Here is a 24,485-nt window from a genome sequence, read left to right as displayed (position 1 = left end):
ACTAGCCGGTTTCCTCAACGCCATTAAGGTGAAATACATCGCTTTTATCATCAAGCTCCGTATCCTGGTGGCTCACCAGAATCACGGTAGTTTGCTGTGATGAAAACAAAGCGCTTAACCGGTGAATCAGACGTGTTTTAAGCGCAGAATCCAATGCAGTAAATGGCTCATCCATCAGGAGCAATCTGGGTTTCGTTGCCAGCGCCCGGAGGATGGCTAGGCGTTGCTGCTGTCCGCCGGAAAGGGCTTTTGGATACCTGTTGCGCAATGCCTCGATTTCGCCGAGCTGCAGCAATTCATCCACATAGCGCTGGTCATCTGTACCATAGCGCAAGTGCTGCTCAACAGTCATATTGGGGAACAGCGCATAGTTCTGAAAAACAAAACCAACATGGCGTTCCTGAACTCTTTTAAAATACTTCTTATCACCGTCGAACCAAACTTCATCACCAGATCTGATCGTTCCCCGGTCAGGATGAATAAAACCGGCAATCATCTTCAGCAATGTGGTTTTGCCCACACCCGAAGGTCCGGATATTCGCGTAACCGCGTTTAAACGAAAACTGGTATCAACCTTAAGTTCGAAGCTCCCAGGCGGACCTGTTCTTTTTTCAATAGCTATCCTGATCATTCGAAAGGGCTTTTGACAGCGTTTCTGTTAATTACAAAAACACTAATGACGATTAAAAATGTGATCGCAAATAAAATGAGCGCATAGCTATTTGCAGAACTGTAGTCCATCATTTCTACCGCGTCATAAATGGCTATCGATGCCACCTTCGTTTCTCCCGGTATGTTTCCACCAATCATTAGTACCACGCCAAATTCGCCTAATGTGTGTGCAAAAGTGAGTACGGCAGCTGTAAAAACAGAAGCTTTGATATTCGGCAACAATACCTTGTAAAAAGTTTCTGTTTTCGATTTACCCATCATGAAGGAAGCTTCAGCCATCGATCCGGGCAAGTGAGAAAAAGCCGCCTTCACCGGACTGATCATAAAGGGCAGGCTGTAGAGAATAGATGCCACTACCAATCCCGGAAAGGAGAAAACCAGCTGCAGGCTGAAGTACTGGTGCAACCATTTTCCAAAACCATTGTTCGGACTAAATGCAAGCAACAGGTAAAAGCCCAGTACCGACGGAGGCAGCACCAGTGGCATGGTAATAATGGCTTCTGCAATAAGCTTTAAAATAGTTTGTTTACGCGAAAGCCAGTATGCTACAGGTATCCCAATAAATAACAGGATAGCTGTTGTAATCATCGCCAGCTTCATACTTAGCCATATTGGTTCCAGATCCATTTATTTTTTATTCGGGTAAATGATAGCCGTTGCCGGAAATAATCTTCTTTGCAGCGGCTGATGACAAATATTCATAAAACTTTAAAGCATTCTTTCCGCCCCTTTGTTTCGAATATTTAAGCAAAATCACACCTTGTTCAAGTCGGGAGTAGCTTTTGGGGTCCACCCTCGCCCATTTCAATTTTGACTGATCAACATTTTCATATAAAAAAGCTTCTGTAGTAAAGCCCATATCCACCACACCTGTTTGCAGGTAGGTATTCACCTGGGAAATGCTTTCCCCAAACACGAGCTTCGAACCAATCTGTTCGTTCAGTTTAAAGAAACTCAGACTTTCCTCGGCGGCCCTGCCATAAGGTGCCGTTTTAGGATTGGCAACGGCTATTTTCTTAACACGTTCGTTCACCAGTAAAGATTGCCAGTTTTTGATATCACCCGAAACAGATCCGCAAATGATTAAGCTTCCCAGGGCATACAGCTTAGGTTTTTGAAGTCCGTAACCCCCGGCATAAAGTTTATCTGGAAAATCAGTATCCGCCGAAAGAAAAACTTCATAGGGTGCTCCGTTCATAATCTGGGTAGTGAGTTTTCCGGAGGCACCAATAATCGCTTCTGTTTCAATACCCGTGCGCTTTTTAAAATCAAGCTGCAACTTTTTAATGACTCCCTGCGCATTCGCCGCCACAGCAATACGCAGCTTTTGTGCATGCGAACTCACCTGTACGGCAAATACAATGAGCATTATAAAACCAAAACCTTTAGATCTTTTTATCATCTTCAAATGTGTGTTAATAATGGAAGAATTATGCTGGAAAAATACTTGTTCATCTAGTTTTTGATAACGGGATTTGAAAATTCTGGACTGGCAATAAAGGTAGAATCTGTGAGTGAAAAATGGTTTTCACTTAGCTAAAATTAGTGTTTAAAGCAACAAATTTACAAAAATCCCACGATTTTCCGGGGCAGTGCTTATATAAATCACGGATATATCTACCAAAATTACCGTTTCCATAAGTATTTGATTTTATTTCACACCGGTTTCGTAGTTTAGCTGTTATATTCCCTATATGAAAGAGATTGTTGATATCCTCGGCGCTTACCAGAAAGCCATAGCCGAAAGTAAAAAGTCGGCATTGGCAACCGTGGTTAAAGTAGAGGGTTCTTCCTACAGAAGGCCTGGCGCCAGAATGCTGGTTACCGACGACGGCATGCTTACGGGTGCCATCAGTGGCGGTTGCCTGGAAGGCGATGCATTGAGGAAAGCACTTTCAGCCATTCATCAGGGTGAAAATAAACTCGTTACCTACGATACCACAGATGAGGACGATGCTAAATTCGGAGTCCAGCTGGGTTGCAACGGCATTGTGCACATCCTTTTCGAACCCATCTTTGCTGAAGATCAACTCAACCCCATTGAAATCTTAAAGGAAGCAAATAGATTAAGAGAAAACTGCGTAATTGCGACCCTGTTTTCGTTAAATAGCAAAACGCAACCTGGCTCAGCCATGTTGTTCAGGGAAAACCACATACTGGATAAAGTTTCGGAGGAAATTTCAGGTACATTAAAAAATGATGCATTTGATGTATTGAAACTCAGATTATCGAGATTCGAATCTTATGCCATCGGAGCAGATGAGTTCGATGCTTTCCTGGAGTTCATTCCTCCGCCTGTTCAACTCATCATTGCAGGCGCCGGAAACGATGCACAGCCCCTTGCCGGGATGGCAAACATTTTAGGTTGGGAAATCATCGTAGCCGATGGCCGGCAAACGCATGCCACTACACAAAGATTCCCCACAGCTAAGCAGGTTCTGGTGGCAAAACCGGAGCAGCTTATTCCTCTGTTAGAAATAGACGGGCAAACTGCTTTTGTACTGATGACGCATAACTACAATTACGATACTGCCCTGTTGAATCTGCTTCTGGAAACTAAAGCCCCCTATATAGGCACCTTAGGGCCAAAGAAGAAATTGGTCAGAATGCTGGAAGAACTCGGAAAATCTGCACAGGAAGCCAGAATAAACGGGCCCATCGGACTCGATATTGGTGCCGAAACTGCAGAAGAAATTGCAGTCTCTGTGATCGCAGAAATAAAAGCATTATTTGCAGGTGCATCAGCAGGCATGCTTAAAGAGAAAAAACAACCCATACACGTATACGATTCAAAAACTAATTAATGGATACTGGTATCATTATCCTGGCAGCAGGTAATTCAAGCAGAATGGGAAAACCAAAGCAATTGCTGCGTTACAACGGACAGATGTTATTGGATATTGCGGTCACAGCTGCCTTGAATACCGCATTCCGCCCGATAGTTGTGGTACTTGGTGCGTATGCAGAAGAGATTCTAGGACATTCCAGACATGCCGGAGCGGTTTATGCCATAAATCCGGATTGGGAACAAGGGATGTCATCCAGTATTGCCTTCGGACTTCAGACAGCACTCGCAAAAAATGCACAATTGGAAAACATCATCATTATGGTTGCCGACCAGGTTTATATTTCAGATTCCATACTCAATGACCTGGTAAATAAGTCCAATACTGTTCAACAAAATATCATCACCTGCACATATGCGAAAACAACTGGCACCCCTGCACTGTTCAACAAAAAATACTTCGGAGAATTGTTAACTTTAAACGGCACAAATGGTGCAAAAGGTTTAATAAAACAGTATATTGAGGATGTGGCAAGTATTCCGTTTGAAATGGGAGAAATTGATATAGATACCGAAAAAGACTATAATAATTTAATAAACAGTAAATGATAGAAGATTCGTTTGGGAGGGTGCATGATTATTTGCGGATATCGTTAACTGATAATTGCAACTTCAGATGCTTTTATTGTATGCCGGAAGAGGATTACGATTTTACTCCGGCCTCACGCCTGATGCAACCTCATGAAGTGCTGGCCCTTGCAAAGACTTTTGTAGAACAGGGCGTAAAAAAAATCCGCCTTACAGGTGGAGAACCTCTCGTACGTAAAGATGCTGCTGAAATTATCCGCGGCCTCGGCAAACTTCCCGTAGAGCTGGTAATCACCACAAACGGTACAAGGATTGCCGAAATGCTGCCGGTTTTAATCGAAGCAGGTATCAAAACCGTAAACATCAGCCTCGACACCCTGCAACCTGAAAAGTTTTTCATGATTACCCGACGGGATGTATTCCACCAAGTACGAAGTAATATAGAACTATTGCTGCAACATAAAATTACGGTTAAAATCAATATGGTGGTGATGAAAGGTCTGAATGATGGAGAAATCAAAGATTTCATCGACTGGACAAAACACAACCCCATCCAGATCAGGTTTATAGAATTTATGCCCTTTACCGGTAATAAGTGGACCAGCAATAAGATGTTTTCCTACCAGGAAATCCTGAACCTCATTGAACAAGATTTTATCACCTTACCTGTGAAATCAGCCCCGCACGATACAGCAAAGGCATTCATGATCCCCGGACATGAAGGATCTTTTGCGGTGATCAGCACCATGACTGCTCCATTCTGCAGCACCTGCAACCGGATGCGACTCACCGCCGACGGGAAACTTAAAAACTGTTTGTTTTCCGACGGGGAAACTGATCTGCTGAATGCATTGAGAAGGAATGAAGATGTCCTGCCCCTGATCAAAGCTTCCATTTGGAGCAAGAAAAAGGAACTCGGCGGACAGCTCATCACTAATTTTGAAAACATTGATGCAGACGCCATCAAGAACCGGAGCATGATAACCATTGGAGGATAAGACATGATCAGTGTAAGTGAAGCAAAACAGCTGGTCACCGAGCATACAGCTGCCCTGCAACCGGAGATTAAACCGCTTTTGCACGCCGCAGGCCACATTTTAGCAAAAGATATTTTAGGAGCCTTCAATATTCCGGCCTTTCGCCAGTCGTCTATGGATGGTTATGCCATTATATTTGAAGATAAGGGAAAGGAATTGCTGCTCGTTGGCGAAATGGCAGCAGGTACAAGCCATGAACTTACAATAAAAACCGGTGAAACCAGCAGAATTTTTACTGGTGCGCCACTCCCTAAAGGGGCCGATACGGTGATAATGCAGGAGAAAGTGACCAGAATCGGGAATCAAATTAGCTTTGATGATGAAAAACTCCTGCCGGGCGCTAATGTCCGTCAAATTGGATCAGAAATCACTGCCGGAAAACTGGCCATGCAAAAAGGCAATCTGCTGAGTCCCCCGGCACTGGCCTTTTTAGCCGGAATAGGAATCAGTGAAGTGGAGGTTTACCCCATGCCTAAAATCGGCATCATCCTCACGGGTGATGAATTGCAGCAACCTGGTTTGCCTTTAAAATTCGGACAGGTTTATGAATCCAATTCTTATTCGCTCGCTGCTGCACTACACCAGGAAGGCATTTCAACTGTAGCATTATTGACAGCAGCGGATACACTCGAAGCGCTGACAACGGTGTTAAAAACAGCTTTGGAAAACAATGATGTGGTATTACTCACCGGAGGAGTGAGTGTTGGCGACTACGACTTCGTTGTTCAGGCATCAGCCGCCTGTGGTGTTCAGCAGGTTTTCCATAAAGTGAAACAGAAACCCGGAAAACCTTTATATTTTGGAAAAAAGGGAGATAAAGTTATTTTTGGTCTTCCGGGAAATCCCTCATCAGTGCTGAATTGTTACTATAATTATGTGCTACCGGCAATAAAAAGATTATCCAATAAGGAAAACAGTGTACATGCGTTTGAGGGGGTGCTGACCCACGATTATCGGAAACCAAAAGGACTGACTCATTTTCTGAAGGGAAACTTCAAAAACGGGAAAGCCACGCTACTTGGTGCGCAGGAGTCGTATCGTTTGAGTTCTTTTGCACAGGCAAACTGCCTGATTCAGCTGGATGAAGAGCGCGAACAATTTAAAGCAGGAGAAAGCGTAAGCGTATTGTTGATACCTCACGCGTGATCGTCAAGATTTAAAAGAATGGAAATAGAAGTGATCAGTTTTGGCAGGATTTCGGAATTTATTCCAAACCAGAAAATACAAATTAATGGCATTGAAACCACCAGCGGTTTGCAAAACTATCTGGAGAAAACCTTTCCTCGGCTTGCCGGAATGAAATATAAACTTGCTTTAAACAAAAACCTGGTTCAACAGGAAAGTCAAATCAGAAACGGGGATAGCATTGCCATTATGCCCCCTTTTTCAGGAGGATAGTATGGATACCGAACGTTATCAAAGGCAACTGATTTTGAGTGGCTTCGGCCACGAAGCACAGCAACTGCTTTTACAGGCAAGGGTGTTGGTGATTGGTGCAGGCGGTTTGGGATGCCCTGCACTGCAATACCTCGCAGCAGCAGGTGTTGGCTATATCGGTATTGCCGACAATGACACAATAGAATTATCTAACCTGCACAGGCAGGTATTGTTCGGAACCACCGACATTGGGTCTAAAAAGGCCAGCGTGGCAGCAAACAGGCTTCAGGAGATGAATCCCGATCCCCAATATAGAATCCACCTGCTTCGCATCAGTACTCAAAACATTGCAGAAGTTTTCAGGGATTACGATATTATCTTCGACGGAACAGATAATTTCGACAGCAGATACCTCATCAATGACACCTGTGTACAGCTCCATAAATCTCTGGTTTTCGCAGCCGTTTCGGGTTTCGAAGGGCAACTTGCCATTTTTAATGTGCCGGATGCAGATGGCCGGAAAACCAATTACAGGGACATATTTCCAGTTCCACCTGCTCATGGGGAAATTCCAAATTGCGCAGAAAATGGTATATTAGGCGTTTTACCCGGTATTATGGGCACAATGGCCGCCGGGGAAATCATTAAACTGATTACCGGAATCGGGAAACCACTGATCAACAAATTATTACATTATAATCTGCTCAGCCAGCAGCAATACGAAATGAATATAAGTCCCTCGAAGGATGATACACCGCTGGTCATGGAAGCCAGTGATCCAGATACAATGCCTTTAAACCACAGCTATATTGAAATTGATGTGGAAAGTATGCTAAACCTCAGCGAAGAGGAATCCACCATCATCATCGATGTGCGTGAAAAACATGAGTTTCCGAGATTGGATACTGAAACTTACAAACAGGTACCCATGTCGGCATTTGATAATTTCTTATCATCTGAAATAACACAAAACAATATTGTGCTTCTGTGCCAGCACGGCGTCAGAAGTGTAGCCGCAGCTGAAGCTCTGCATCAGAAATATGGCCATACAAAAACAATATACAGCTTAAAAGGAGGCATAGCAAAGTGGAGGAAACACTTTTTAACAACTTAGCATGAGCGAAAAGAAAATCAAAAATATATTCGTGGAAGGCCCGATTGCCCCCGACTTTATTTCCACAAGCATCAGCAAGCATAGCACCAAAACCAATATTGGGGGGCACAGCATATTTCTGGGACAAGTCAGAGCAGATGAGATTGACGGTAAACTGGTATCGGCCATTGATTATACCGCTTTCGAAGATGTGGCTCTAAAACAGATGGATGAAATAAGGGAAGCAGTTTTCGCAAAATACCCCCTCACCTGCATGCATGTTTACCAATCGCTGGGTTTAGTTAAAGCAGGCGAAATCTGCCTTTTTGTTTTTACCTCGTCCGCACACCGAAAACCGGCCATTGATGCCTGTGAAGAAGTAGTCGAACGCCTGAAAGCGGAACTGCCCATCTGGGGGAAAGAAGTTTTTGAAGACGGTACACATCAGTGGAAAGAAAATAAATAGTATGGTTAACATTACGCATAAATCAAATACCCTTCGCATTGCGATTGCCACTGCAACCCTTAAAGTTTCGCGAAAAGAAACTATTGAAGCCGTTGAACAAAGAAAAGTACCTAAAGGGGATGTATTTGAATTCGCCCGGGCAGCAGGTTTATTAGGGGTAAAAAAAACCAGTGATGTGATTCCTGACTGTCACCCCCTGCCGGTCGAATTTACTTCGATCACCTACGAAATAAAAGATTTAACCATCATCATCGCCGTAGAAGTGCATACCATTTATAAAACAGGTGTAGAAGTGGAAGCCATGCATGGCGCCTCAGTTACCGCCCTAACCATGTACGATATGCTCAAACCGATCGACAAAGGGGTTGAGATTGAAAACATCAGGCTCCTTAAAAAATCAGGCGGAAAAACTGACTTTAATAAACTGGACTATGCAGATTTAACAGCTGCAGTAATGGTGTGCTCTGACACCATCTCATCTGGTAGCGGTGTGGACAAATCCGGCAAAGCCATTATCAGCAAACTCGCATCTTTCGGAATAGAAACAGGTACTTATGAAGTAATTCCAGATGATTTCAACCTCATTCAGGATAAAGTAAAAACACTGGCCACTCAGGTGGACCTGTTGATTTTCACAGGCGGAACCGGACTGTCACCTAGGGATGTGACCAGTGAGGCGGTTGCACCATTAATTGAAAAATCCATTGATGGCATTATGGAAACAGCCAGGCGCTATGGACAGGAACGGATGCCCTATGCCATGTTATCCAGAAGTGTTGCCGGATTAATCGGCGATACGCTGGTTTTAACTTTTCCCGGATCAGTAAAAGGCGCACAGGAAAGTATGGATGCCCTATTCCCTCAGGTTTTACACGTTTTTAAAGTGATACAAGGCAACCGACACTAAATCACAGCATTTTAACAAATACTTCTTTTGGTTTTTTGATGGCATTGCTATCTTTAACCCATGAACAGGTTTCAGCTTTCAGCAATTTATATATACCCCATCAAATCATTGGGAGGCATTAGCTTACCCGAATCTGCGATAGCAGAAACAGGACTGTTGTACGACCGGAAATGGGTTTTGATTGATGACACCGGTACGTTTATTACGCAAAGGAAGTACCCACAATTATCACTTTTAGAGGTATCGATTACTGCTGAAAACCTTACTGTCGCGCACAAGGAAAACCCCACTTTGCGAATTACATTTCCAATTGGCGAAACTACAGGAAAACCTATTCCTGTTACAATCTGGGATGATTTAACTGAAGGCATTGAGGTAGACAAAAGTGTGAGCGACTGGTTTTCCGGTTTCATGAATATGCCGGTGCGACTGGTGAGTATGCCGGAACAAGCCCGGAGAATCGTCGATCCAAAATATGCAGCTCATCAGGAAATTGTAAGCTTTGCAGACGGTTACCCCTGCCTGATGATTGGTCAGGCTTCACTGGATCAGCTGAATGAAAAACTGGAAACACCGGTACTGATGGACCGTTTCCGTCCTAATTTTGTATTTACGGGAGGCGAACCGCATGCAGAAGACGCATTTGACTCCTTTGAAATGGGTAGCATTTCATTCTCGGCAGTTAAACCCTGCGCCCGGTGTGTTCTCGTTACGGTGAACCAGCAAACAGCCACCAAAAGTGCCGAACCCCTTAAAACACTGGCAGGATACCGCAGCCTGAATAATAAAATCATGTTCGGTCAAAACCTGCTTCATAAAGGTTCCGGAATCATTAAAGTAGGTATGGAAATCAAGATAAATTCGTTTAAAGAAAAGATATTAAGTTAATCTGTATTCCTCCCCGCCTCTCACCCACCTTATATCCGCCTTTTACCCACCAAACATCCACTCACGCCTGCCCTGTACAAAACAGAAAAACCGGCATCTATTGCTAAATGCCGGTCTTTAGTATCATAAGGTTGACTACTTCACGTCGCCTTTTACTTTATTTGCAGTACGCTGACCAGGGAGGTAAATCTGGAAGCCAAACGAAAGGTTCAAATTGCTTTGTGTAGTAGCACTACCAAATCCAACCAATCCGTTATATTTTAATAAAGTTTCCAAACCGATGTTAGGTGTTACGAAATAAGCGAAACCTGGCCCAACACTTAGGTTTAAACCGTTGGTGTTACCACCACCTTTGCTTACATTAACACCACCAATACCTGCTGTTGCCTCTGCGAAGAAACGACCATGACGCAATACCTCGGTATCTTTACCCGCATAGTATCTGCCCAATGCACCTACACCGTAACTGGTTGTAGTGTTCGAATTTTTGGCAGTTTCCAAACCGAAGTTTACATAGCCACCCAATGCCAGGTTATCCTGAATAAACCATGCTGCCTTCGGAGTGATGTCTACACTGAAAATTTTAGGATCATCTAAACCTAAATTGATGTTTGTAATGTTACCGCCAACCATAACATTGCCTTTTTGAATCTGCGCCTGAGCCACTCCTGTAAATAAGGCCAGGGAAAATAAGCTTGAAATAAATATTTTTTTCATGTGAATAATAAATGTCCCATCAATATTAATGAGTATTGGTGCAACATGGCTGGTCACATAAAGTTTCAAGATATTTCAGGCACAACTGATTTACAGAACCTTACAATTTAAAGATGATGATAAGATGTTTTTCCCGCAAGCAAAATCCGCTTATTTCCAACCCAATGCTGGCGCAACGTGCTCCAGTATGGACGACAATATATGGATGTTGTAATCAACCCCGAGGGTGTTTGGAATGGTCAGTAACACCGTATCCGCCTCCTGTATCGCTTCATCTTTTCTTAATTCCTCAATGAGCACATCAGGCTCTGCCGCATAGCTTTTACCGAAAACTGCACGCTGATCAGCCTCGATGTAGCCAAAACTATCGGAAGTTTTACCCTGGTTACCAAAGTAATACCTGTCCTGCTCATTCACCAGGGCAAATATAGACCGGCTAACCGAAACCTTAGGCTCACGGCTGTGTCCCGCTTTTTTCCATGCATCTTTATAAAGCCTGATTTGCTCGGCCTGCTGAATATGGAAAGGTTTACCGTTCTCATCAAACTTTAAGGTAGAACTTTGCAGATTCATGGCATTTTCAGCTGCCCATATTGCCGTAGCATTCGATGCAGCTCCCCACCAGATGCGCTCCCGTAACCCTGCCGAATGCGGTTCCAGGCGTAGTAGTCCCGGAGGATTTGGAAACATCGGATTGGGATTTGGCTGTGCGAATCCGGTTCCATCCAGCTTATCCAGAAATTCCAGTACTTTCCTTCTACCCATATCTGCATCGGTTTCTCCCTCCTGAGGCACGTAGCCAAAGTGTCTCCAGCCTTCAATAACCTGCTCCGGCGAACCACGGCTTACCCCAAGTTGCAAACGACCACCCGAAATCAGATCGGCAGCACCTGCATCCTCAACCATATATAGCGGATTTTCATACCGCATATCGATCACGCCTGTACCAATGTCTATAGTTTTTGTTTTTGCCCCGATTGCCGAAAGCAAGGGAAATGGCGACGCCAGCTGCCTCGCAAAATGGTGAACCCGGAAATAAGCCCCATCCAAACCAATTTCCTCTGCTGCTACCGCTAAATCAATTGACTGTAGCAAAGTATCACCCGCACTGCGAGTGAGGTACGAAGGATGATCAGACCAATGGCCGAATGATAAAAAACCTATGTTCTTCATAAAATAAAGATTTAAAACCAAATGTAGGTATAGCTTGCTTCCGCACAGGTCACCGCTTAGTCAAAAGGAAATATCCCTTAGCGTAGATTATTGCAATTAGCGGCCAACAAGCAAGTGAACCAATGTAATCAACGGATTTTACAGAAAAATACATACTTTTATCTCGGACGTCAATCCACGTGCATTAAATTATCAGGAAAATAAAGTTCCTGCTGTATTATCAGATACGACATTAAACTATGGAAGATCAAAAAAACTACGATGCGGAATTCTGCGGAAACCTGGCCATACACCAAACCAACTCCATCCAGGACTATGGTTATTTATTGGTATTGGATCATCAGACATTAAATATTGTTCAGGGCAGCGAAAACATCGAAGAGCTTACTGGCAGCGATATCCGGCAGCTGATCAATACCAGCATATCATCACTCTTCCCCGGTCTGGATTTGGAATCCCTGCAAAATGAGATCGCTAAAGGACAAAGAAACAGAGTGCCTTTAAGGTGCACCTATCAAATGGAGGGTCAAGAGCTTATCCTTAATGTATTGCTTCATGTTAAAAAAGAACTCGCGATTCTGGAGATAGAAAAAGATGATAAAATTCCTGAACGCAGCTTCTCAGAAGTTTTTCAGGAAGTAAGGTCGTTCATCTCTGTATTGGAAACTACGGAAAATTTAAATGAAATCTGCCAGGCCAGTATTCGTGAAATCCGAAGGATTGCAGGATTCGATGGCATTCGCATGTATCAGTTTGATCACCAGTGGAACGGTACAGTACTCGCCGAGGAGATCACCGGAGAGTTGGAAAGCTATCTTGGCCAGACTTTTCCGGCATCCGATGTGCCGAAACAGGCCCGGGCGTTATACATCAAAAACCCTTACCGCCTAATTCCAAATAGAAATTATAAAGCTTCCCGGCTTTTCCCGGTTATCAATCCCATTATACACGGATTTTTAGACCTGTCTGACTGCAATCTGAGAAGTATTGCAGCAGTACACCTGGAATACATGGCCAATATGAATGTCGCAGCCTCCATGTCCATCAGGGTTATGGTAGAGGGCCAGTTGTGGGGTCTGATATCCTGCCACCACATCACAGAAAAATACCTGGGCCTCGAAGTAAGGTCCATCTTCGAATGGCTAAGTATGGAAATATCCTACCGCATCTCATCTGTCATCAAACAGGAAGAATTAGGACGCAGTGCCGAAATGCTGAAGATACAAGCTGCTGTAGTAGAAACCATATTTAACAACGAAAGTATTGAGAAAGGGCTTACATCAGATGAAAACAAATATGTACTTTCGCTGTTTAATTCAACTGGATTTGCGCTGAAAATAAATGGTAATATCTCTACTGGCGGCTCAACGCCACAGGACGGGGAATTGGAAAACCTGCTTTTATGGGCATCACGCAAAGCTGCTGATGGCATATATAATACGCAATCGTTAGGCCGGGCATACGATGAGGCCGAGCCCTACATGGAATTAGCCAGTGGAGTTTTAGCCATTCCCTTCGGAACCAATAATGAGGATATACTGATTTTTTTCAGGCCAGAATTGATCAGGGAAATTAACTGGGGTGGCAACCCGAATGAAGCGATTAGTTTCGATAGAGATGGCATAAACTATCACCCCAGAAACTCTTTTAAGCTTTGGCAACAAACTGTAAGGGGACAGTCGGCGAAATGGACAGCTACCGAAATTGAGGCAGCAGAATCATTCAGAAATTTTCTTCTGGGATTCAGAAATGAAAAAACCATTTAAATAAAAACGAGTGAGCATTAAAATGGCTGTAGAAAGCACAAGAAGATTTGATAAGTACATCGTGGCAATCGGGGCATCTGCCGGTGGACTGGAGGCCATTCACGAATTTTTTGATAATATGCCGGCAAATGCCAGCTTTTCCTTTATTGTTATACAGCACCTCTCCTCCGATTATAAAAGTTTACTGGTTGAACTGGTGGCCAAACATACCCACATGAAGGTATTTGAGGCGGCACACGATATGGCCATACAGCAGGACTGCGTTTACATTATACCCAATAACAAACTGATGACCGTGAGTAACGGTCGTTTAAAACTAGCCGATAAATCCCTGGTCAAAGCCCCCAATACGGCAATTGATCACTTCCTCTATACCCTTGCCGAGGATAAAAAGGAAAAGGCCATTGCCGTGATTCTTTCAGGAACAGGAACCGACGGCACCAAAGGAATACAGGCCATAAAAGACTGTGGCGGCATGGTGATTGTTCAGGAGCCCACATCGGCTAAGTTCGATGGAATGCCCAATAGTGCAATTGCATCCGGAAATGCCGACTTCGTACTCCTCCCCGCAGATATTAGTCGCGAGCTGTTTAACTACGTGAATGAAGAGCCTGTTAAGGTGCTCGAAAATGGAAAAATCGACGAGAAATTGCTCGATGAAATTTTCTCACTGGTATATGAGCAGAGCGGGAACGATTTTAATTTGTACAAAACGCCAACCATCATCCGTAGAATTGGAAGGCGCATGAACGAGAACGGCAAGCGCACACTTGATGAATATGTGTCCCTACTGCGCAAAAACAATACAGAAGTTGGTGTATTGGGGCAAGATTTTTTAATTGGCGTAACCAAATTCTTCAGAGACAGTGGCGCCTTCGAAGCATTTTCGAAACAACTTACCGAACTCATCAGCAGAAAAAAAGCTGTTGACTCCCTAAAAATATGGGTCTGTGCCTGTAGCACCGGCCAGGAGGCTTATACAGTAGCCATGATTGCAAACGAATGCGTGGAAAAATCAAAGAAAAAAATCGATATCAAGATTTTTGCTACAGATATAGACGACAAAAGCATCGAAATTGCCGGTCGGAATCAGTACCCGCTCAACATTAAAAAAGAAATTCCAGCCCGCCTGTTTAAAAAATATGTGGTTCAGGATGGCAAATATTACAGCGTAACCTCCACCTTACGTAAACAAGTAGTTTTTGCTAAACACGACGTAACTAAATCTCCTCCATTCATTAAAAATGATGTGGTTACCTGCCGGAATATGCTGATTTATGTCAACAGCATCCTGCAGGAAAAAATACTGTCCATCTTTCACTTCTCACTCAACCATGGCGGTTACCTTTTTTTAGGGTCCAGTGAAACTGCAGCATCTTTAAAAAACGGATTAACAGAAATCTCCGGTAAGTGGAAACTGTATCAAAAAACAGGTATAATCAATTATGCCGGATACAATACCTATAACACTGGTTCCCGGTCAGTAACCGATCAGGAAAAAAAGAAATACGGAATCCATGAAACTCCCCTTAGCCAGATTGAACGCAACTTCAACGATTTCGTCACTAAGGGCCTGGGCTTTATCGGAATTTATATCGATAAGTCATACATCATACAAGATGCTATAGGAGATTACCGCAAATACCTTTCGCTACCCGATGGCAAGATAGAGCTGAACATCCTGAAGATGGTTTCCAAAGAACTGTCGATCACTTTAAACACCGCCATACGCAAAGCCTGGAAAGCAAACGAGGAAATCCACTTGCGCAGACTGCGTTTTGAACGCGGGGATAAGGAAACCTACCTCAATGTATCCGTTCAACCGCCAGATGCCAGTCACGGTAGTGGATTTACACTTATCGTATTTGGTGAAAGTGTTGCAGAAAATATTCCTGAAAAAGATAGTGCAGGGATGTTCGACTTTCAGGATGGCAACCAGAATGAATATATATTTGAACTTGAAGCCGAGCTGAATGAAACCAGGAGCCACTTGCAGCTGGCCGTTGAAGAGATGGAGACCACAAATGAGGAACTCCAGTCAACCAACGAAGAGCTCCTCTCGGCCAATGAAGAGCTTCAGTCCAGCAACGAGGAACTGCAATCACTGAACGAAGAATTACACACCCTCAACACCGAACACCAGCTTAAGATAAAGGAGCTGATAGACCTGAATGATGACCTCGATAACTATTTCCGCAGTACCGATATTGGGCAGATCTTTGTTGATGCAGATATGTACATCCGGAAGTTCAATGTGGCGGCCATTAAAATGGTTAACCTCATCGAAGCGGATATTGGTCGTTCTATCGAGCAGATCTCGCACAACATTATTGCTGAAAATCTGACCGATGATATTCAGCAGGTGTTATCTAAAGGAAAAGTAATGGAGAAGGAGATATTGCTTAAAAACGGAGCAAGTAGTCTTCTCAGGATATTACCTTATATCAGAAAGGATAAAAAAACGGATGGTGTAGTAATTACTTTTGTAGATATTTCCAAACTAACCGAACTCAATAATATCATATCAGGGGTGTTCAATGCGAGTCCGAATGGTATCCTGGCATTTAAGGCCATCAGAAATAAACAACACTTTATCACCGACTTTACCTGTATCTCCTTAAACGATCAGGCCACCAGAATTCTTAAACGCAGTCAGCATGAATTGCTAAATGCGGGCTTCTCTGAAAACCTTGCGGAGCTTAGTGATGGTGCATTGATGCAAAAATATATCAGCGTAGTGGAGAAAGGCACAAACCTGCAGCTCGAACTTCAATTGAATAACCGAAGCTGGGTACAGGTGGTTGCCGTGAAAATGTCTGATGGCTTTGTAGCTACCTTAACCGATATTTCGAAACAGAAGCTGGCCGACGAAAAAATCAGGAAAAACTATAATGATCTTCTCCAGGCGCGCGAAAGCCTGAAACAGTTAAATTCACAGCTTGAACTCAAGGTAAACGAGCGAACGCAAAAATTATCGGAAAGTGAAACCAGGTTTAACCTCGTTTCCCAGGCTACCAACGATACCATCTGGGACTGGAATCTGGCGGATAATACCATGTGGCGAAGCAGCAACTTCAACACCATGTTTGGTTACCCTGAGGATATCACCAACCAGAATATTGCTTTCTACTTTGATATTATCCATGCCGATGACCGTGAACGGGTAAAGGAAAGCGTATACAATGCGATCAATAATGGTGATGAGCATTGGTCTGCACAATATCGTTTAAAGAAAGCCAATGGCAGTTATGCCACCATTCTTGATCGGGGCAGCATCATCATTGATGCGAATCAAATCCCTTACCGGATGGTTGGTTCAATCCTTGATATCTCAACACTGGCTGATACCGAAACTAAACTCAATTTAACTGAACGTAAATTCAGAAAAATATTTGATTCCAATGTGATTGGAATGATTTTCTCCGATATCGACACCGGAAGAATCGATAACGCCAATCATATCTTCCTCGATATGCTGGGCTATAGCATTGAAGATTTTGAGCAGGGTAATATCAACTGGATAGACCTCACCCCTGAAGAATTCATGCCCATCAGCAGAATATCGGCCGATCTGCTTAAAACCGAGGGCTTCTGCCCTCCTTTCGAGAAGCAATACAGAGCTAAAAACGGCAAGCTGATCGACGTAATGGTGGGTTCTGCAGTCCTTGATGAGGAAAACAAGCTTGATGCTGTAACCTATGTTATCGACATTACCAAGCAAAAGCATAATGAAAAGCGCCGAAATGAGTTGCAGCAACTGATTAAAAAACAGCAGGACGAGTTTCACAGCATATTCAAAAAAGCACCTGCCCTGATCAGCATTCGCCGCGGTGCAGCACTAACCTACGAGTTCGTGAATGAGGCTTATGCCGCCTTCGACGGTCAATCAGAATATATAGGTAAAACACTCGCTAAAAACTCGCAGTTCGGCACACCTCAGCTGCTGGAGATTGAACAGCAGGTAATGAAAACCGGACAAACCTATGTTGCCAATTCCTATCAGCTTCAGCAAAAGGATCAGGTTACCGGTAAGCAAACCGATAGCTGGTTCGATCTCATCATCAATCCGGTATATGCTTCCAATGGAAAAATCGACGGCATATCATTTTTTGGTTTTGAAGTTACTGACCTCATCATTGCCCAGCGCACCACCAGGGATCAGATGAATAAAAAAGATGAATTCATGAGCATTGCCAGCCATGAACTCAAAACACCGATTACCAGCATTAAAGGATATATGCAGTTTGCTATGAAAATGGCGAGGGACAAAAAGTTTGACAATATTTTTGCCTTTATTGATAAAGCAGACAGGCAGGTGGGTAAACTCACCAGACTGGTGGATGATCTGCTTGATGTAACCAAAATACAAGCTGGTAAAATGACATTTAGTTTTTCTGAATTCATGGTATCGGAAGTGGTTAATGAAGCTATAGATGGGATTCAGGGCAACCTCGGCGATCAGCGTGTAATCTGCGAGGTTGAAAATGTAACCATTTATGCAGACAAAAACCGGATTGAGCAGGTGATTTCTAATTTCCTGTCCAACGCCATTAAATATTCGCCTAAAGGAAAAGAAATTTTCGTGAAGGCAAAAGCGGATGGTAAAGCATTGAAATTATCAGTCAAAGATCAGGGTATTGGTATTCCTGAAGATAAATCAGAATTTATTTTCGACCGCTTCTTTAGAGTCGAAGAATCTTCCAGCAATTTCTCAGGCCTGGGCTTAGGTCTCTATATATCGTCGCAAATCATCCACCGCCATCACGGTAAAATCGGCGTAGATAGTGAAATTAATGTTGGCTCCGAATTCTGGTTTGAAATCCCCTTAATGACAAGTAAAAATTAATTAACCTTATCGTTCATGTGTTCACCATCAATTGTCCCACAAACAGCTGAACACATGAACGATAAGTCAATACACTATCGTCTCCCGTATAATTCTGTAAGCCTGCTCCATTCTTTCGAAAGCAGTTCAGTTAAATAGCCTTTTTTAAGGCGCCAACCCCAGTTGCCGGTTCGCGTACCGGGCGTATTCATTCTGCTGCGCTCATCAAGTCCTAAAATATCTTGTATAGGCAGTATTGCAGTCCTTGCAATAGAAGAATAGATTAGCGTGATCAGGATTTTATTGATATTTTTCTTTTGTACTGCCTGTCCGGTGTAAACCTCAAGGCGCTTTCTGGTTGCAGCATCTGCTTCGGTATTAAACCAACCCTTAATTGTATTATTATCGTGGGTGCCAGAATAAGCAATGATATTGGGCGATTCATAATTGTGAGGAATGTGGGAGGAAGCAGATACATCTGCACCTAAGGCGAACTGAACCACCCGCATTCCCGGCAGCCTGAATTTACTTAGAAGCTCTTCAACGCCTTCACTCGCTTCACCAAGATCTTCTGCAATAAGGCGCTTAATTAATTCCGGTTCGATGGAATTGAAAAAATCATCAGCAGGACCATCTACCCATTTCCCTGAAATGGCTGTATTCTCCCCGGCTGGTATCGACCAGTATGCAGAGAACGCCCTGAAATGATCCAGTCGGAGCAGGTCGAAATGTTCCAGATTGTTTTTGATCCGCTTCATCCACCACTGATAACCATTTTCTTTCATTGTGGCCCAGTTAAATATGGGCATCCCCCAAAGCTGCCCCTCTTCATTAAAATAATCGGGTGGAACGCCAGCCAGCGCCGTGGGTTTCAAATCCTCATCCAGCATAAACAGTGACGGATTTGCCCAAACCTCATGCGCTGCGTAATCGATATAGAAAGGCAGATCTCCGATAAAGGATATCCCCCGTAAGTTTGCATATTGTTTCAACTCGCCCCACTGCTCAAAAAAAATGAACTGTTGCCACTTTATCGCTTCAATCTCCTGTTGATATTGTTCCTCAAAATCCCTAAGCGTCTTTTCGTCCCTGCATTTATATGGTTCAGGCCAATGGTACCATTCCTCAGATTGCAGTTGCTGCTGGAGTACTGTATATAAGGCATACTCCCCTAGCCAACTTTCATTATGCTTCAGAAAATTGTTAAAATCCTGGCGAATATCATCAAACTGACCACTCATAAAGTACTGATAAGCTTTTTCGAGCAATAAGCTTTTTTGCTCACCCGCAACTTCAAATCTAACCTGATCTCTCGCGGGGTTCTCAAAAGCGGTTAAATCACTTTGATCTAATAAGCCCTTTTCAAAAAGCAGCTCCGGACTGATAAACAACACATTGCCAGCGCTGGAAGAATTGCTGGAATATGGCGAATAGCCATTGCCTTTACTAACCGGCGTAATAGGAAGGATTTGCCAGTATTTTTGGCCTGCTTTCTGAAGAAAATCCACAAACCTATAGGCTTCAGGACCGATATCACCGATTGCAAAAGCGGATGGCAACGAACTGATATGCATCAGTATTCCCGCACTTCTCTCCGCCGGTCTGCTCACAAGCTTAATCACTGCAAAAGGCAACTGATCAAAAAGTTCAGCTACATCCAAACCCTTTTTCAGCACATCTTTGTGTCCTTCCCTTTTCGAAAGCAAATCTGACCAACCTAAAGGTGCACCCTTTGGCAATATGATTTCAGTATCTTTCCATAGCCCTGCACATGCATCGATATCAGCTCCGTCACATGCCCTGGCTAAGCCAACTGGTAAAGCCACAACAATCCACTCATTACGGTATTTTCTGGCATAAGAAAGGATGTGTTTGGAATGTCTCCCTTTTACTTTAAGTGGAATGTAGTCACCTTCCTCCAGAATATCCGACGCGGATTTTCGCAAACCCATTAGTTGTTGCACCAGTTTCAGTTTGATTGTTCCTGTTAAACGGCTCTGCCAAAGCTCATGGAGGGTTTGGGTGGAAGATGATTCTAAGCGTTTGCTCCGCTCAGGGTAATCAACTGCCCTCCGGTTATCAGGATCTACCATGCTTAAATCCCATAATTCAGTACCCTGGTATACATCCGGAATACCCGGACAGGTAAACTTTAAAATCAGCTGTACCAAACTATTTACAATAGCGAAATCGGCAATTCGCGCTATAAAATCCTGAAGCTGTTTACTACTTTTGTTTTTGTTATCTGTAAGAGCCGTCGCAAAGCCCGACAACTCGGCCTCATATTCTTCATTAGGCGCCGCCCAGTCTGATCTCTTCTTCGCTTCCCGGAGTGCTTTCTGCACAAACTGCTCCAGTCTTTCGCTGAGTTGCTCATCATGATCTTTCGCAAATGGCATTACGCCAATAAGTGTTTGTATCAGCATATACCGGTCGTTCCGGTGCATGCCCTGCAAATCTGAAAATCTGCCTTTTAAAACCGCTATCGATTCACCCAGCTCAGCAAGAAGTTTTTTCCATTCTTTGGGAATATCCGTAAGCACATTCAGCCTGGCCCTCACGTCTTCGCCTCTTTTGGTATCATGGGTAGAACTTGCATTCATGCTGTATGGCCACATTTGTTGCTGCTTCACCATCCATTTATGGAAGGCGTTGACCCCTATACCAAAAGCATCGGCCGCATCACCCACCTCATTATGGCCAATAAAGCGATTGTAGGTAAACATTAAAGTATCCTCAACACCTTTTGCCATCAGCGGACCGGTAAATTGCATGCAACGCTGAAAAAATTGCCCCAAACATTCATTATAATGTAGGTCTGCCCTTTGTGGAATGTCGAGAAACAATTGCCGCAGTAAAGCAGGGTCCGTACTTTTCTTATTCCGTTTTTCAGCAGATAAAATCAGTGCTTCCACTTTTTTATGATACTGCTTGTTTAGGGGAAATGTATATTCATAGTACCGATAAACAGGCATTTCCAGGAGTAGAAGGCCAATGGCTTCCCTGAGTCTTTTCCGTGTGGTGCTGTATTCAACACCCAGCCCATACTGATCAAAGAGGTCACACAGATTTTCCAGTTCTCCTGCCATGTGCTCTGTTAAAATGGCCTGTTTTTTTTCATACAACAAAGCTTCGTGGTCCGGCGTTTTTCCGGTAACCTCCTCATACAATTTGTTGAAGGGCTTTTTAGCCTTTTTATTGGTAAGCAGATTATTCGCCACTGCCAGAAAATCATATCCCGTATTCCCCTGGACCGGCCAATCAGCAGGCATCTCCTCTCCCTGTTCCAGAATCTTTTCCACTACAATATAAACTTCCTCGCCGGCGGCTTTGCGCAACCGTTCAAAGTATTGCTTCGGGTCATATAAACCATCTACATGATCTATCCGTAATCCCTGGAAAACGCCCTTTTCAACCAGTTCCAGAATATAGCTATGGTATAAATCAAAAGCCTGTTGTTTCTGTATATTCAGGCAAATTAAACTGTTTACAGTGAAAAAACGGCGGTAGTTGATGTGGCTATTGGTCTCCTGCCAGTTGCAAAGCCGGTAAAACTGTTCGCCGGCCACAGTGGTAATGAGTGTTTTATCTGAGAGCCCTGCTTCATCATCCAGTTGTTCCAACTTTCGCCCGGTGTCCTCATTTAAAGGCCAGTCGGCGTCTCCGGCGCTTAGATAATAGGCTGAATCCTTTCTTTTGATCACCACCGCCCCGTTCTCAATCGCTGCATCAAGGTCTTCACCAAGAAAAGGTACCATGAGTCTCCCGTCCCCTTGTTCAAGATCAATGTCGAAAAATCCGGCGAAATCAGAATCTGCACCCTTCTTTAAAACGTCCATCAGCCAGCTGTTTTGCGGATGGAATGCCATGTGGTTAGGCACGATATCCTGCAGCCAGCTAATGCCTGCAGCTTTCAGTTGCTTTGATATGGCGATTAGCTCCGCTTCGGTTCCGATTTCCGGATTGATCCTTAAAGGATTCACCGTATCGTAACCATGGGTACTTCCTGGTACCGCTTCAAAAATGGGTGAAGCATAAAGCGTATCAATGCCCAGGTCTGTCAGGTAAGGTATTATCTCTTTAAGTGCCTCAAAATTAAAATCTTTATGAAACTGGATACGGTAGGTTGATTTAGGCTTAAACATCGCTGCTGGTTAAAATAATAATAGATTCTGCTGAGATTTGTATAGTATGATTTGCTGATATATTCCTGACGGCTGTATTTGGCCCACCCCATTTATCCATTGCTGAATCAAGGAGGGTATACCAATTTACGGCCCAGTCCGGAACTTGCAATTCCTGTGTTAAGTTTGAAAAATTGAGTAAGCAGACTACCCTTTCGGCATAATTCCATCTGCTTAACAACACACAGTTTTGTTCCGGAAATGCCTCTGCCGATACGTGCCTGCGGTCGAGGTTAGCTAAAACGGCATTATTCTTCCTGATGGATATGAGGGCTTTATAAAAGCCGAGCATAATCTGATGATGCCCTTCGCCAACTTTGCGCCAGTCGGGTTTTGAGCTATTGAAGGTATTGAGATCCTGAGGATCAGGAGCCTCACCTTCGGCATGAAAGGAAGCAAACTCTGCCTTCCTGCCTTTTCTAACTGCTTCGATCAGATCGGGATCACTGTGGCTTGTAAAAAACTGAAAAGGGTTGCTTTCCGCCCACTCCTCTCCCATAAATATCAAAGGAATAAAAGGGCTGCAAAATACAGCACCTGCCATCAGTTTAATCATCTCAAAACTAAATAACTGGCTGCTTCGCTCGCCTAGCATTCGGTTACCTACCTGATCATGGTTCTGGGAGAATACGGTAAACTGAGACCCCGCATGCCCGTATGCCGGCCGTCCGAAGGTTTTCTGCCGGTGCGGTGAATATTGTCCGTCATACACGTAAGCATCCCGGAATGATTTGGCCAGATGCTCAACGCCGTTGAAATCCGAATAATAACCTTCCTTTTCGCCTCCGGCTGAAACCCGGAGTGCATGATGAAACTCATCGATCCACTGTGCATGCATGCCATACCCAAAACTCCCGGCATCGCTGATGTAGCGTGGATCATTAAGGTCGAGCTCGGCAATCAGGAAAAAAGGTTTATTTAAACTATTGGAAAGCTGATCTGTATAATGTCTCAGTTCCGACAAAAGGTGGACAGCTCCGAAGTCTTTGATGGCATGCACAGCATCCAGACGCAATGCGTCGATGTGAAAATCACGAAACCACATCAGGCAGTTTTCAATAAAAAATGCCCTCACCGCATCGCTATCAGCATCATCAAAATTAATTGCTTTTCCCCATGGCGTTTGGTACTTATCTGTAAAATAGGGACCAAAATCATCAAAGTGGTTGCCTTCAGGGCCAAAGTGATTGTATACCACATCTAATATTACCGCAATTCCTTTGGAATGGCACAGGTCAACCAGCTTTTGCAAAGCCTTTGGCCCGCCATAGCTATGTTGAACAGCGAAGGGGTGCACGCCGTCGTAGCCCCAGTTTCGACTCCCCGAAAACTGGCCTACAGGCATCAGTTCAATCGCAGTGATGCCAAGTGAGATCAGGTGATCAAGCTTGTCTGCTATACCCTCGAAATTACCCATGTTGGTGAAGGTTCCGGTATGCAATTCATAAATGATAAAATGATCCAGAGCCGGACAACGCCAATGATGGTCACTCCAGGGGTATTGCAAATCGACAGCCCGCGATGCGGCACTAACGCCATCAGGCTGAAAAAGTGATGCAGGGTCTGGCCGTTCCAGTAACGCGGTATCTTTCTGTTGCGGGTCTGCCTCTATCCTAAAACGGTAATCATCACCAACGCTGATCCTGGTGGTCCTTACAAACCAATATCCCATATCCTCTTTCTGCATCTTGATTTCCGAAGCAGGTAATATCACCGAAACCTGCAACGCATACGGAGCCCAAACTCTGATCTCCGCGTGCCCGGTTTTAAAAACCAGGCCGATTTGTCTTTCCTGTATATTAATGTCCATTTCAACTTATCTTTGTTGACAACACAAAGAAAGCGCAACAGTTTTAGGTGTTTTAATTTACATGTGCAAGGCCAATGTATAGGAAAGTGGATTAGAAAACCCTTCTTCATGTAATCAAAAAACCCAAACCGATGCATTTAGCACACATATACTATTGATTTTGCGTTTTATTCCCGTAAAAACACCTTACTTACCCT

Annotated in this window: 18 protein-coding genes; 11 read left to right on the top strand and 7 right to left on the bottom strand. The window is 43.8% G+C overall.

Translation table 11 applies throughout. From position 1 onward, the window contains the following. Position 1 precedes the first annotated feature (1 nt). From AC570I_RS16095 to modA, 3 genes are read right to left on the bottom strand one after another with little or no spacing between them, the layout of a single operon-like run. Complete coding sequence (locus AC570I_RS16095; RefSeq protein ID WP_497406273.1) at positions 2-631, bottom strand: ATP-binding cassette domain-containing protein; 630 nt, start codon at positions 629-631, stop codon at positions 2-4. Then, on the bottom strand, positions 628-1,299 hold the full coding sequence (modB, locus tag AC570I_RS16090) for a molybdate ABC transporter permease subunit (protein ID WP_497406272.1): 672 nt from the start codon (positions 1,297-1,299) through the stop codon (positions 628-630). The genes AC570I_RS16095 and modB overlap by 4 nt, the downstream gene beginning before the upstream one ends. 7 nt (positions 1,300-1,306) lie before the next feature. Then, positions 1,307-2,074 (bottom strand): molybdate ABC transporter substrate-binding protein, encoded by a 768-nt coding sequence (gene modA, locus AC570I_RS16085; RefSeq protein WP_497406271.1) that lies wholly within the window; start codon positions 2,072-2,074, stop codon positions 1,307-1,309. Positions 2,075-2,366: 292 nt separating this feature from the next. Between modA and AC570I_RS16080 the strand changes: the two genes are divergently transcribed. Genes AC570I_RS16080 through AC570I_RS16040 form a run of 9 tightly spaced genes read left to right on the top strand, consistent with a single transcriptional unit; the run spans position 2,367 to position 9,813 of the window. Continuing rightward, positions 2,367-3,476, top strand: a complete 1,110-nt coding sequence (locus tag AC570I_RS16080; RefSeq protein WP_497406270.1) for an XdhC family protein — start codon at positions 2,367-2,369, stop codon at positions 3,474-3,476. Beyond that, positions 3,476-4,066, top strand: coding sequence for a nucleotidyltransferase family protein (locus AC570I_RS16075; RefSeq protein WP_497406269.1), 591 nt, complete (start codon positions 3,476-3,478; stop codon positions 4,064-4,066). The genes AC570I_RS16080 and AC570I_RS16075 overlap by 1 nt, the downstream gene beginning before the upstream one ends. Beyond that, on the top strand, positions 4,063-5,043 hold the full coding sequence (gene moaA / locus AC570I_RS16070; protein ID WP_497406268.1) for a GTP 3',8-cyclase MoaA: 981 nt from the start codon (positions 4,063-4,065) through the stop codon (positions 5,041-5,043). The genes AC570I_RS16075 and moaA overlap by 4 nt, the downstream gene beginning before the upstream one ends. A 3-nt stretch (positions 5,044-5,046) precedes the next feature. Beyond that, positions 5,047-6,228 (top strand): molybdopterin molybdotransferase MoeA, encoded by a 1,182-nt coding sequence (locus AC570I_RS16065; protein ID WP_497406267.1) that lies wholly within the window; start codon positions 5,047-5,049, stop codon positions 6,226-6,228. Between the two features lie 18 nt (positions 6,229-6,246). Beyond that, positions 6,247-6,480 (top strand): MoaD/ThiS family protein, encoded by a 234-nt coding sequence (locus AC570I_RS16060; RefSeq protein WP_497406266.1) that lies wholly within the window; start codon positions 6,247-6,249, stop codon positions 6,478-6,480. A gap of 1 nt (position 6,481) precedes the next feature. Then, positions 6,482-7,573, top strand: coding sequence for a ThiF family adenylyltransferase (locus AC570I_RS16055; protein WP_497406265.1), 1,092 nt, complete (start codon positions 6,482-6,484; stop codon positions 7,571-7,573). A 1-nt stretch (position 7,574) separates the two neighbouring features. Continuing rightward, the gene (locus AC570I_RS16050) at positions 7,575-8,018 is read left to right on the top strand and encodes a molybdenum cofactor biosynthesis protein MoaE (RefSeq protein WP_047800617.1); all 444 of its coding nucleotides are present in this window, start codon (positions 7,575-7,577) and stop codon (positions 8,016-8,018) included. Position 8,019: 1 nt separating this feature from the next. Continuing rightward, positions 8,020-8,925 (top strand): bifunctional molybdenum cofactor biosynthesis protein MoaC/MoaB, encoded by a 906-nt coding sequence (moaCB, locus tag AC570I_RS16045; protein ID WP_497406264.1) that lies wholly within the window; start codon positions 8,020-8,022, stop codon positions 8,923-8,925. Positions 8,926-8,985: 60 nt separating this feature from the next. Beyond that, a complete protein-coding gene (locus tag AC570I_RS16040; protein WP_497406263.1) occupies positions 8,986-9,813 on the top strand; it encodes an MOSC domain-containing protein in 828 nt (275 codons plus the stop codon). Positions 9,814-9,948: 135 nt separating this feature from the next. Here AC570I_RS16040 and AC570I_RS16035 read toward each other — a convergent pair whose 3' ends face one another. Then, a complete protein-coding gene (locus tag AC570I_RS16035) occupies positions 9,949-10,530 on the bottom strand; it encodes a hypothetical protein (protein WP_047800620.1) in 582 nt (193 codons plus the stop codon). A 150-nt stretch (positions 10,531-10,680) separates the two neighbouring features. Next, complete coding sequence (locus AC570I_RS16030) at positions 10,681-11,703, bottom strand: LLM class flavin-dependent oxidoreductase (protein ID WP_497406262.1); 1,023 nt, start codon at positions 11,701-11,703, stop codon at positions 10,681-10,683. 239 nt (positions 11,704-11,942) lie between these two features. On the opposite strand from AC570I_RS16030, the gene AC570I_RS16025 reads away from it, so the two are divergent. Together AC570I_RS16025 and AC570I_RS16020 are read left to right on the top strand one after the other, a co-directional pair. Further along, the gene (locus AC570I_RS16025) at positions 11,943-13,469 is read left to right on the top strand and encodes a GAF domain-containing protein (RefSeq protein ID WP_497406261.1); all 1,527 of its coding nucleotides are present in this window, start codon (positions 11,943-11,945) and stop codon (positions 13,467-13,469) included. Between the two features lie 10 nt (positions 13,470-13,479). Next, positions 13,480-18,315, top strand: coding sequence for a chemotaxis protein CheB (locus AC570I_RS16020; protein ID WP_497406260.1), 4,836 nt, complete (start codon positions 13,480-13,482; stop codon positions 18,313-18,315). Between the two features lie 74 nt (positions 18,316-18,389). On the opposite strand, the gene treY is transcribed toward AC570I_RS16020, so the two are convergent. Both treY and treZ read right to left on the bottom strand, forming a co-directional pair. Then, the gene (gene treY, locus AC570I_RS16015) at positions 18,390-22,439 is read right to left on the bottom strand and encodes a malto-oligosyltrehalose synthase (RefSeq protein ID WP_497406259.1); all 4,050 of its coding nucleotides are present in this window, start codon (positions 22,437-22,439) and stop codon (positions 18,390-18,392) included. After that, positions 22,432-24,288 (bottom strand): malto-oligosyltrehalose trehalohydrolase, encoded by a 1,857-nt coding sequence (gene treZ / locus AC570I_RS16010; protein ID WP_497406258.1) that lies wholly within the window; start codon positions 24,286-24,288, stop codon positions 22,432-22,434. The genes treY and treZ overlap by 8 nt, the downstream gene beginning before the upstream one ends. Positions 24,289-24,485 lie beyond the last annotated feature (197 nt).

It is taken from the genome of Pedobacter sp. A2324, from assembly GCF_059693705.1.
Note: the sequence above shows the minus strand (reverse complement) of the source record. Positions and strands in the feature narration are given on the sequence as shown.